The organism is Lentzea sp. NPDC042327 (assembly GCF_040647275.1).
GTDB lineage: Bacteria > Actinomycetota > Actinomycetes > Mycobacteriales > Pseudonocardiaceae > Lentzea.
Genome location: NZ_JBEZBX010000003.1, coordinates 619,611 through 631,393, shown reverse-complemented (window position 1 = coordinate 631,393; position 11,783 = coordinate 619,611). Strand labels below are relative to the sequence as shown.

6 protein-coding genes and 1 pseudogene are annotated in these 11,783 nt (G+C 71.9%); 4 read left to right on the top strand and 3 right to left on the bottom strand.

Going from position 1 to position 11,783, the window contains the following annotated elements; all coding sequences use genetic code 11:
• Both AB0A63_RS10835 and AB0A63_RS10830 read right to left on the bottom strand, forming a co-directional pair.
• Positions 1–1,761: pseudogene (locus tag AB0A63_RS10835) on the bottom strand (hypothetical protein); the annotation flags it as partial.
• Positions 1,762–1,956: 195 nt separating this feature from the next.
• The gene (locus AB0A63_RS10830) at positions 1,957–4,194 is read right to left on the bottom strand and encodes an NB-ARC domain-containing protein (protein WP_360388207.1); all 2,238 of its coding nucleotides are present in this window, start codon (positions 4,192–4,194) and stop codon (positions 1,957–1,959) included.
• A 213-nt stretch (positions 4,195–4,407) separates the two neighbouring features.
• On the opposite strand from AB0A63_RS10830, the gene AB0A63_RS10825 reads away from it, so the two are divergent.
• From AB0A63_RS10825 to AB0A63_RS10815, 3 genes are all read left to right on the top strand, one after another.
• Positions 4,408–5,205 carry a DUF2625 family protein gene (locus AB0A63_RS10825; RefSeq protein ID WP_360388205.1) on the top strand — a complete coding sequence of 266 codons (798 nt, stop codon included), beginning with the start codon at positions 4,408–4,410 and terminating at the stop codon, positions 5,203–5,205.
• Positions 5,206–5,335: 130 nt separating this feature from the next.
• Positions 5,336–7,627, top strand: coding sequence for an NB-ARC domain-containing protein (locus AB0A63_RS10820; RefSeq protein WP_360388202.1), 2,292 nt, complete (start codon positions 5,336–5,338; stop codon positions 7,625–7,627).
• A gap of 64 nt (positions 7,628–7,691) precedes the next feature.
• Positions 7,692–9,950, top strand: a complete 2,259-nt coding sequence (locus AB0A63_RS10815) for an NB-ARC domain-containing protein (protein ID WP_360388200.1) — start codon at positions 7,692–7,694, stop codon at positions 9,948–9,950.
• Here AB0A63_RS10815 and AB0A63_RS10810 read toward each other — a convergent pair.
• Entirely contained in the window at positions 9,939–10,859 is a 921-nt protein-coding gene (locus AB0A63_RS10810) for a LysR family transcriptional regulator (RefSeq protein ID WP_360388197.1), read from the bottom strand. The genes AB0A63_RS10815 and AB0A63_RS10810 overlap by 12 nt on opposite strands.
• Positions 10,860–10,969: 110 nt before the next feature.
• On the opposite strand from AB0A63_RS10810, the gene AB0A63_RS10805 reads away from it, so the two are divergent.
• Positions 10,970–11,671, top strand: a complete 702-nt coding sequence (locus AB0A63_RS10805) for a phosphotransferase (protein ID WP_360388194.1) — start codon at positions 10,970–10,972, stop codon at positions 11,669–11,671.
• Positions 11,672–11,783: the final 112 nt, after the last annotated feature.

The following is an 11,783-nucleotide window of genomic DNA, read 5'->3' as shown; positions in this document are numbered from 1 at the left end:
CTGCGAGCCCGGCGTCTGCGAGCCCGGCGTCTGCGAGCCCGGCGTCTGCGAGCCCGGCGTCTGCGAGCCCGGCGTCTGCGAGCCCGGCGTCTGCGCACCCGGCGACTGCGCACCCGGCGACTGCGCACCCGGCGACTGCGCACCCGGCGACTGCGCACCCGGCGACTGCGCACCCGAGTCAGGGCGCGTGGCCGCGCCCGTTGCCGGGGGTGCTTCCACCACGGGTGGCACGGAAGGCGTCGGCTGGCCACCCGGAACCTGCTGGCCAGCCGACCCGCCGGCGTTCCCGGCCGGACCGCCACCCGGCACCGCGCCGGGAACGGCACCGCCGGGCACACCTGCGCCCGCTTCCGGCCGTCCGCCCGTGCCTTGGCCAGAGTTCGCGCCCTGACCGGAATCCGAACCCTGACCGGGATTCGCACCGGAGTTCGCACCTTGCCCGGAGTTCGCGCCCTGGCCGGGATTCGAACCCTGACCGGGACTCGCGCCGCCGCCGACGACCCCCACACCCGACGGCGGACCAGCCGCGCCCTCGGCCTGCGGACCCACGCCGTCCTTCTGACCGCCGGAATCCGCACCGTCTCGACCGGCACCACCAGGCACCCCACCACCGGGCACCCCAGAACCAGGCACGCCAGCACCGGGCACACCCCCAGCGGGCACACCCCCAGGCACCCCACCGCCCCCGACGGCAGCGTCGGCCCCATCGCCCCCGGCCGAGCCCCCCTCGCCGCCCGCCGCCTCAGAACCGTTCCCCCCGGAACCATTCTCGCCAGAACCATTCCCCGCAGACCCGTTCCCCTCGGAACCGTTCTCCCCGGAACCATTCCCCCCAGGACCGCCCGCACCAGGAACATCCGGCGCATCCGGCCGACCGATCTCCCCGATCGGAGGCGACTTGATGTACCCGGTCTCCCGAAGGTGGTCCTCGATGGCATTGCCCGCGTCGTCGGCCTTCTTCTGCGTGCCACCGCTGAACATGCCGCCGACAGCACCGGTCCACAGGTCGTCCATGCTGCCGCCGAGGATGCCCGCGGCGGCGGCGCCGACCACGACGTCGGCGGTGGCCTCGCTGGTGCCGTGGAACAGCACGTTGTCCTCGACCTTGGGCTTCCACGCCCGCATGCCGGTGTGCATACCGCCCGCGATGACCCCGGCGCCGAGGCCGGCGACGCCGCCGACGATGGTGCTCTGGACGTCCCACTCGAAGCGGTTGCCCTCCGCGAACTGCGCGATCTGGGCGATGGCGTCCTGGAAGATCTCGTCGATGCCCTCCTCGATGCCTTCCATGATCAACCGGATCGCCCAGTGCAGCTGCGCGCTGATCTGCTGGATGGCGGTCCTGGCCGCGGTGATGAAGGCGGGCACCAGGGGTGCGGTGAACGGGCTCGCGAGCGCCCAGAGGATCGAGGCCGCGAAGAACGCGATCTCGATGAGCATCGTGTAGATGGACTGCTCGACGCTCAGCGCGAGTTTCAGCAGGCTGGTCGACTGGTTGTTGGCGAGCTGGACGATGCTCGGGACCGCGTTGATGACGCTGGTCACGCGGTCGCGGAACGCGCGGCCCACGCGGCCGCCGATGGCGTTCTCGACGTTGCTGACCAGGTCGAGGACGCCGTTCGCCATCTCGCCGAGGGTGCGGCCGCTCTCAACCCAGTTCTGCGCTAGGGCACGGGTGGCCGCCACGTCGATCCTCGGGGCTTGCTGGCCCGCCACCAGGATCCACAGCCAGTCGAACGTCGGATCGAACTTGATGTCCATTCAGTCCACTCCGAACTGCCGCTCAGCTCGCCTGCCGCGACGGCTCCTCTCTGGCCATCGAGTGCGCGGTGCGGACTCGATCGGACCGCGATCGTTCCGCAATCCAGCCACTCCGCCGGGGCAGGATCAACACGAACGGCCCAACCGGGAACCACAAAGGAAGTCTTTCCTGCCTCAACGCACCCCGGACCGGGGTCAGTGGGCGGGGATGCGGGCGAGCTCGACCTCGACCTCGGCCCGCTGCTCCGGCAGCGACAGCTCGTCGAAGGTGGCCAGCGCGCACCGGAACAGGGAGTCCGCGACCTGGTGCTCACCCGAGTCGAGGCGGCAGCGGCCCTCCCGGAACGCGGCCCGCGCCGAGTGCACGGAGGCACCCACCTTCTCGAAGAGGCCGCGCGCCTCGGCGAACATCGGCGCCGCCCGGCCGCACTGCCCCACCGCGTGCAGGCCCCGGGCCACGCCCTCGATGCACATCGCCAGCAACCTCGTGCGGGACAACGCCAGCTCACCGTTCTGGTTGTGCCGCAGTGCTTCCTGCAGCAGCTCCTCCAGCACCGCGAGCGCTTCGCGCGGCCTGTTGTCGAGCAGCAGCAACACGCCGAACTGGTAGCGCACGGTCATCCGCACCGTCCAGAACCCGAACGGGGCGGACAGCTCGACGGCCTGCCGCGCGTGCTCCAGGCTGTTCTGGCGGTCGCCCAGCATGAACTCCTGCGCGGTGACGTGCGCCAGCGCCCACACCCGCTCCAACCGGTCACCGGCCTCGTCTGCGCAGCGCAGGGCGATCTTGTGCTGTTCCACCGCGCCCGCGCAGTCCTGCGCGGTCACCAGGGCCCACCCGAGCAGGTTGCGCTGCTGTGCCTCCGCGGTCACGTCGCGCAGCGTGCGCGCCGCGTCGACCCCGGCGCCGAAGACCTCGACCCAGTCGACGCCGTGCCGGTCGTCGTCGGCGTACCAGTGCATCGCCCGCGCGAGCTCCACGACCTCGCGGTGCCGCCCGGTCCGCGCCGCCTCGCGGAACGCGGCCAGCCAGCTCGACCGCTCCTGCTCCAGCCACGACCGCGCCTCGTCCAGCGAACCGAACACTTCGTTCGCGGGTTCCTCCGGCGAGAACCTCTCCCCCGCCGCCGTCGCCATGCCCAGCAGGTGCTCCAGCACCGCCTCCGTCGTCAGCAAGCGGTCGGCCTCGTCGTCCTCGGCCTCCCAGCGCTCACGGGCGAACAACCGCAGCAGGTCGTGGAACCGGAACCGGCCCTCCGCCGGACCCGCCTGCACCATGCTCGCGTCCACCAGCTCGTCGAGCTGGCCGAACGCCTCCGACTCCGTCACACCCCCGGCCACCTGCGTCAGCTCCACACCGAAGTCCGCGCCCGGCACCGCCGCCAGCCGCCGGAACAACATCCGGCCCTGCGGCGACAATCCCCGGTACGACACCTCGAACGCCGACCGCACCTGCAGGTCCCCCGCGGACAGCGACGTCAGCCTCGTGCGCTCGTCCCGCAGCTGGTCCACCAGGTACCGCAACGACCAGTGCGGCCTGCTCGCCAGCCGGTTGCCCGCGATCCGCAACGCCAGCGGCAGGTTCCCGCACAGCTCGATCAACCCGGCCACCGCGTCCGGCTCGGCCCGCACCCGGCGCTCACCGACGACGGCCTGCAGCAACGCCTCCGCGTCCTCGTCGTCGAACGGGTCGAGGTGCAGCCACCGCACCCCTTCCAGGCCGGCCAGCATGCGGCGGCACGTCACGAGCGTCCGGCAGCCGGGAGAGGTCGTGAGGAACGGCCGGACCTGCGCCTCCGAGGCGGCGTTGTCCAGCAGCACCAGCACCTTCCGCTGCTGCAGCACCGCGCGGTACTGGCCCGACTGCTCGCTCACGGCGCTGGGCACGTCGCTCGGCGCCACGCCCAGCGCCCGCAGCAACCGGTCGAACACGACCTGCACGGGGAGCGGTTGCTCGTCGACCCCGCGCAGGTCGACCGCCAGGCACCCGTCCGGGAACTCGTCGCGCATCCAGTGCGCCGCCGACGCCGCCAGCACCGTCTTGCCCACGCCGGGCTGACCGACCATCGCCACCGACGGACTCGTGCGGATGCACTCCTGCAACCGGGACAGCTCCCGCCCCCTTCCCACCCGGTCCACGGGCAGGGGCGGCAGCTCGGCGACACCGGAGACCGACACCGGAGACCGCCGCCTGCGTCCGTGCTCCGCGACCCGCAGGAACTCCTCCCGCTGCACGGCGCCCAGCTCGAAGGCGTCCGCCAGCACCTCGGCCGACCGCCGCTGCGCCGCACGAGCCCGGCCCTGCTCCAGCTCCCGCAACGCACGCACACTGATACCCGACCGCTCCGCCAGACCCAGCTGACTCAGCCCAGCGGCACGCCGGTATCCCAGCAACAGCTCTCCGAACGTCGACCAGCACTCCGACTCGTCCACTAGACCAATGTACCTGATAATAGGAATTAGCGGTCACGCCGTGAAGGAATGACGAAAAGCGGGCGTACTCGGTACGGGATGCTCCGGTGCGAACGAGCAGGATGCGCGGTCCACCAGGGCGGATTCCGCCGACGTGCTTGCACCGCACCTCACCGGCGCACTAGGCCGGAAAGCGCACCACCGCCGCGCCGGAGCCGAGAACGGGAAGAACCAGTGACGAACGCCGAAGAGCTCGCCGACGTGCAGGACGCCGTGTGGGAGTGGCTGGCCGCCGACCTGAACTGCAGCCTGGCCCGGTCCACGGTGCTCCGGCCCGATCCGGGCGCGTGCCGTGCGGCGCTGCGGCGGTTGCGGCTCAGCGCGGAGTCGCGACTGGGCGCGATCGTCCTCAACACCGGCGGCATCCTGCTGCACGAGAGCTGGGTGCGGGTCTACGGCGGGTCGGGCGGTGGACCGGAGGGCATGCCCGGCATCGCCGAGGTGAACGGCGTGCACCGGCCGGCCGCACCGGACGGCTTCCACCGGCCGGCCGAGGTGGACCGGCGGCCGGCGGCCGGGCTGGTGGTCGCGCACGACGCGCTGGGGGGCGTGTTCGTGCTCAACGGCCCCGAGCCCCGCTCGCACGGCAGACCGGGCCGCCCGGACGACGTGATCTACTTCAGCCCCGCCACCCTCGCGTGGCAGACCACGGGACTGGACCACGACCGCTGGCTGGACTGGCTCGTGAACGGCGGCGCGGCCGGGCACTACCGCGAGGTGCTGTGGCCGACGTGGCGGGACGACACCGCCGGGCTGGGTCCGCGGCAGGGCATGTCCGTGCACCCGGCTCCCTGGTCGGCGGAGGCCGAGGACGGCTTCACCCCGCCGGTCCGCAGGCCGGCGCCCCTGCAGGAGGTCCTCGACGGACACGTGGCGGCCTGCGTCCGGCTCGGCCGCCCCCACCCCGGTGCACTGGGGACCGTCGAACCGCGAACGCCGCGCCGGCGCCGCACTGTCCAATCCGGACGGTGAGGCGAACGCACCCCCGGCACTCCGCGCGCGAGGGTGACGTGGTTTCCTCCCGCTGAGAACATCATCGGTACAGACGGACACATCACCCTGCCCCTTTGCACCTCACGGGTGGCGGGGTTGAATGGTCCGCGTGACAGAGCTGCGCGATGAACCACCCGGTCCGTCCTTCGGCCACTGTCTGCTGAGGTACCGGACCTCGGCGGGCCTGTCGCAAAGGGAGCTGGCGCTCGCCTCCGGGTTGAGCGTGCGCGCGCTGCGCGAGCTGGAGCACGGACGGGCCGCGGCCGCTCAGGAGAAGTCCACCGAGCTGCTGGCGACCGCGCTGGGGCTGACCGGCGACGAACGCGAGTCGTTCCTCCTGCTGGCCAGGGAGGGCAGGCGCAGGTCCAGCGCGTCCGGCACCAGGACGATGCTGTACGGCTTGCCCGCCGTGCCCGCCCTGGTCGGCAGGGACGACGAGCTCGGCCGGCTGTCCCGCGCCGCGCGGGCAGGGGGCACCACGGTCGTGGCCGGGCCTCCCGGTGTCGGGAAGACCTCGCTCGCCGTGACCGCCGCGGACCGTCTGAAGGGGCACTTCCCGGACGGCTGCCTCGCGATCGACCTGCGCGGTGTGGACGACCAGCCCGTCCAGCCCGGGTTCGCGCTGGAGCGGATGCTCACCGCGCTCGGCGTGCCCGCCGGCCGCGTCCCTCCCGGGGAAGCCGCACGGAGCTCGCTCTTCCGCACGCTGATGCGGGACCGCCGCACCCTGGTCCTGCTGGACAACGCCGCCGACGAGGCGCAGGTGCTGCCGTTGCTGGCCGGTGCCGACCGCAGCTTCACGATCATCACGTGCCGGCGTTCGCTCCCGGACCTGGACCTCGCGGACCTGGACCCGGTGCAGCGCCTGGTGCTCGACGTGCTGCCCGAGCAGGGCGCCGTCGACCTCCTGACCACGATCGTCGGCGAGGACGTCGTGCTGGCCGATCCCGCCGCCGCCAGGGAGGTGGTGGACCTGTGCGGCAACCTCCCGCTGGCCGTGCGGATCGTCGGCAACCGGCTGGCGACCCGCCGGCACTGGTCGCTGTCCTACCTGGCCGGACAGCTTCGCGACGAACACCGGCGGCTCGACTCGCTCGCGGCGGGCGACCTGCGGCTCAGGCCCGCCTTCGAGCTGTCGCTGCGCAGGCTCAGCCCCGCGGCGCAGGAGGTGTTCCGCAGGCTCGCCCTCATCCCGGGAGCCCACTTCAGCGAGGAGCTCGCGGCGGTCGTCACCGGGGTGTCCGCGCAGGAGGTCGAGGCACAGCTGGACGAACTGGTCGAGGCATCGCTGCTCACCGTGACGGCCGCGCGGATGCGGTTGCAGTTCCACGACCTCGTCCGGTTGTTCGCCGGGGAACGCCTGGCAGCGCAGGAACCGGAGGACGTCAGGGACCAGCTGCAGGACGCCCTTCTGACCCACGTGCTGCGGAAGACCACCGCCGCCGCCCGGCTGTTCCTCGCCACGGTGGCGGACGTGCCGCCGGACAGCCCGTTCGGGTCCCAGGAGGAGGCGAGGGAGTGGCTGGAGCAGGAGTCCACCAACTGGCTCCTGGTGCTGCACCGGGCGACGGAGGCCCACCGGTACCGCGAGGTGGTCGACTGCACCTGGTCGTTGTACAACTACGCGCACGGGCGTTACGCGGGGCATGACTGGACCGACGTGTTCGAGCTCGGTGTACGCGCTGCGAGGCAATTGGGAGACCAGAAGGCGGAGGCCGACCTGCTCACCCAGTGGGGAGCAGCGTTCCAGTGGGGCCACGGCGACAGCGAACGCGCTCTGAGCACCATGTTCGAGGCGCTGACCCTCGCCGAGGAGATCGGCCACCACCAGGGCGCCATGGTCGCGCACTCGGCGCTGGGGTGGCCGCTGGTGTTCGCGGGAAGGCCCGAGGAGGCGCTGCGGCACGCCGAACTCGCCTTCGAGATGTCGGAGCCGTACGACTTCTTCGAGACCCGGTTCTGGATGCAGCTCGGGTGTGGTGGTCTGCGGCTTGCGACCGGCCACTTCGCCGAGGCCCTCGCCGTTCTCGCCCCACTGCTCGTGGAGGCCTCCGAACGGATCGGTGAGACGAACCAGGAGGTGGCCGGGAAGACGGTGGTGCTGGTGCGGATGAACATCGGCGACTGCCTCGCCGGCCTGGGTCGCTGGGCCGAGGCCGCCGAGCACTACCACGAGGTCGTCAGACTGCTCGGGACGGACCGACCCACCTACCGCAGCCGGGTGGAGCTGCTCGTGTGTGAGGGCACGGCGTGGCGCCAGGCGGGCGACTTCAAGCGCGCACGCGAGTGCCTCACGCGCGCACTCGACCTCTGCGACGACCCCGCCGACCGCGGTGACCGCGCGCCGGTGGAGGCCGAGCTGGCCCTGTTGCCGGTGGCGGAGACCGCCACGCCCGGATGACGTTCTCCCGAACCTCATCCCCGTTCCACATCAGTCGGCCGTTCAAGGCAGGGAGAGTGAGGCCATGAGTGCCACCCGCACCTCGGCGTCCGAGTCGCCGTTCGGTGAGGTCCTGCTGAGCCTCCGGACGGCGGCGGGACTGACGCAGGCAGGCTTGGCCCTCGCCTCCGGGATGAGCGTCCGTGCGTTGCGCGAGCTGGAACGCGGCCGGGCGAATGCGCCGCAGGAGCGTTCGACGGAGCTGCTCGCCGACGCGCTGGGACTCGCGGGGGGTGCCAGGGACTCCTTCCTCTCCCTGGCGAGGCAGGGGCGTCGCCGCTCGGCCGGGGCCGCGAAGAACGCGGCGTTGCGCAGCCTGCCGGCGGTGCCCGGCCTGGTCGGACGGCAGCAGGAGCTCCTGCGGCTGTCCCGCGAGGCCGAAGCCGGTGGCGTCGTCGTGATCGCGGGACCACCGGGGGTCGGGAAGACGTCGCTGGCGGTGGCGGCGGCGGAGGACCTGCTCTCCTCCTTCCCCGACGGCTGCCTCGCGCTGGACCTGCGCGGCGTCGACGACCGACCGCTCAGCCCCGCCGCGGCGCTGGAACAGATGCTGGCCTCGCTGGACGTGCCGCCGTGGCGGATGCCCGCGACGCTCGACGAGCGCAGTTCGTTGTTCCGCAAGGTGTTGCGCGACCGGCGGGTGCTCGTGCTGCTGGACAACGCCTCCGACGAGAGCCAGGTCAGGCCGTTGCTGACGATGAGCGAGGGGTGCCTGACGGTCGTGACCTGCCGGCGCGTGCTCGCGGGGCTGGAGTCGGCGCGCTGGGTGCTGCTGGACACGCTGACGCAGGACGGTGCCGTGGAGCTGGTCGCGGCCGTCGCCGGCGAGCAGGTGGTGCGCGAGGAACCCGAGGCCGTGCGGGAGCTGGTGGCGCTGTGCGGGAACCTGCCGCTGGCGGTGCGGATGGTGTGCACCCGTCTCGCTGCCGGGCGCGACGGGCGATCGGTCGCCGCGCTGGCGGGTGAGCTGCGGGACGAGCGGAGGCTGCTGGACTCGCTCTCGATGGGCGACGAGGACCTGCGGACGGCGTTCTCGACGTCGTACCAGGCGTTGTCGCCGCGGGCCCGGTCGGTGTTCCGCCGGCTGGCCGCCGTTCCCGGCGTGCACTTCGACGACGATCTCGCCGCTGTGGCGACCGGTGTGCCGGTGGCCGAGGTCGGTCTGGTGCTGGACGAGCTCGTCGAGATGTCCCTGCTGACGATCACGACCGAGTCGGTGCGCTTCCAGTTCCACGACCTGATCCGCATCTTCGCGCGCGAACGCCGGCTTGCGGAAGAGCCGCAGGACGTGCGCGACGAGCTGCGCGACGCCTTCGCCACGCACGTCCTGGACCTGGCGTCCGCGGCGGGCGGGCTGTTCTTCCCGGACGTGCGGGAGGTGCCGCGGGACTGCCCGTTCCGCTCGTACGAGGAAGCGGCCGAGTGGCTCGACCGGGAGGCCTCGAACTGGTTGGCGGTGCACCAGGAGACCGCGGCACTCGGCCGGCACCGCCAGGTGCTCGACTTCGCGGATGCGATCCACTGCTACGCCATCGGCCGCGAGCAGAAGCACCGCTGGAACGAGGTCTTCGAGCTCGGCCTGAAGGCCGCCAGGGCACTGCGCGACCGGCGCGGTGAGGCCGAGATGCTGAACCTGCTCGGCGCGACGCAGCACCGCTGCACCGACGAACAGGAGCTCGCGCTCGCAACGCTGCGGGAAGCGATGGCGATTGCGGAGGAGATCGGACACCGCCGGATCGTCATGTCCGCCAACTTGTCCACCGGGCTGGTGCTCGCACACCTCGGCAAGTTCGCGGAAGGGCTCGAACACATCACCTTCGCCTATGAGGGGTCCGGGGAGTTCGACTACTTCCAGCACCGGGTCTGGACGTCCCTCGGCCTGGGCGTCTGCCTGCTGGCAGCAGGCAGGTTCGCCGACGCGTTGGAGCGGTTCGCGTCCACACTCGACCAGTCGAAGCAGAACCGCGACCAGACCAACCAGGAGACGCTGGACCGGATGTTGGCGTTGCTGCTGACGCTCATGGGCGACTGCCTGTCGGCGTTGGGTCGCTGGAAGGAAGCGGCGGAGAGCTACCACGACGCGAGGACGACGATCGGTGAGCTCCAGATGAGCTACCGCACCGAGGGGGAGCTGGCGCTCAACGAAGGCGTCGCGCGGCGCCGCGCGGGTGAGGTCGAGCAGGCTCGGGCCTGCCTGACGTTCGCGCTCGGCAAGCTCGACACCCTCGGCAACCGCGGGCAGCGGGAAATGGCGGAGGCGGAGCTCGCGCTGCTACCCGGTTGATGTCCGGTCGGGAGCAGGCAACCACTGGTGCCGCGGGTCGAACGGGCGGTGGCGGGCCCGCACGTGGTCGGCGAGCAGCGGCAGTGCCGGGTGGCGGTTCGCCTGGTGCCACAGCAGCGACCAGGGGTAGACCGGCGTGGGATCGACCACGGTGAGCTGGACGACGTCCCGGTGCACGGGGAACTGCCTGGTGTTGCCGAACGTGATGAGCTCGGCCGAGGCCCCGATCTCATCCATCACGTGCTCGCCGCCGAACACCGGGCCCGAGCTGTCGATCCGCACGCCGAACTCGGCGCTGAGGAAGCGGTAGTACTCCGCCCACTCGCTGTCGCCGGTGTTGCCGGGCATCCACGCCGTCAAGCCCGCCAGCTCCGCCATCGGCACGCGCCTGCGCCGGGCGAGGCGGTGCCGGCGGCCGACCAGCACGGGAATCGGTTCCAGGCAGGCGGGGACGCACTCGATCCCCGCGGGAAGGGGTCCGGTGACGCGGCCGAACGCCGCGTCGACCGAGCCGTCGGCGAGTGCCGCGTGCCGGGAGACGGCTCCGCGCGAGATGACGACGTCGACCTCCACGTCGCCGGCCTCGTAGAAGGAGCGGACCAGGTCGATCGGTGCGGCGACGCGGGCGAGCACGTCGATGCGCAGCGGGCGGCGGCGGGCGTGGAGCATCGCGGTCGCCTGGTCGGCCAGGCCGATCAACGCCCTGGCGTGCGGGAGGAAGGCCGCACCGTCCTCGGTGGGACCGGCACCGGTGCGGGACCGGGTGAGGAGGACGACGTCCAGGTCGGACTCCAGCCTGGCGATCCGCTTGGACACGGCCTGCTGGCTCAGGCCCAGGTGGTCGGCCGCCTCGGTGAAGTGCCCGGTGTCGACGACGGCGAGGAAGGCCCGGACGGCACCGAGGTCCATCGACAACTCCTGGTTGTTGTTCGTCGGCGTGTCGGTTGTTGGACACCACCGCGCGGAACTTGATCTGCTCAGCGACGTCGAGTCTGCCAACAACCACCAGGAGTTCAAAGTTGTCTTCCGTCGAGATCCCGCTGACCGGTGGCATGATCACGCAGGGCGTGGTCCGGGTGGGGGACACGGTGCGGCGCCCGGTCGGGCCGCATTCGCCGTTCGTGCACCGGCTGCTGCGACACCTGGAGGACGTGGGGTGCGAGGCCGCGCCGAGGCTGCTGGGCATCGACGACAGGGGGCGCGAGGTCCTCAGCTTCCAGCGGGGTGAGGTGGTGACCGAGTTCCGGGCCCGCGACTGGTCGTCCGCCCAGGTGACCGCCGCGGCCCGGCTGTTGCGCCGACTGCACGACGCGACCGCGGGAGCGCCGCTCGCGGGTGCCGAGGAGACGGTGTGCCACAACGACTTCTCGCCGCTCAACGTCGCCTTCTCGCGCGGTCTTCCCGTGTCCGCCTTCGACTTCGACCAGGCGGCCCCCGGTCCCCGCGTCCACGACGTCGCCTACGCCGCGTGGTTGTGGCTGCTCGGTCCCGAGATCACCCACCCGCTCGACCACCAGCTGGGTCTCCTGCGCACCTTCCTCGACGCGTACGGCCTGGCCGAGGACCAGCGCCGGGGTTTCGGCGGGCGCATCGTCGCGAGGGTCGAGGCCGAACGCGACTTCCACGCACGCGCCGGACGCGTCCTGGGCCCCGGGACGTGGCTGCACGACGAGATCGCCTGGTTGACCGAGCACATCGCTGTCGTCGATGCGGCGTGTTGACCGTTCGACACCTCATCGACACGATCCGTTGACGCCCGAGTTGCCGTCGTGCTCTCATTTAGCTCGACCGAAGGATGTTAACGCTAACACTCATTCGAAACCGCACAGCAGC

Bases quoted from the DNA above. Each gene is read 5' to 3' on its own strand.
- AB0A63_RS10815 (WP_360388200.1), top strand. From the start codon at position 7,692: ATGAGTGCCACCCGCACCTCGGCGTCCGAGTCGCCGTTCGGTGAGGTC.
- AB0A63_RS10810 (WP_360388197.1), bottom strand. From the start codon at position 10,859: ATGGACCTCGGTGCCGTCCGGGCCTTCCTCGCCGTCGTCGACACCGGG.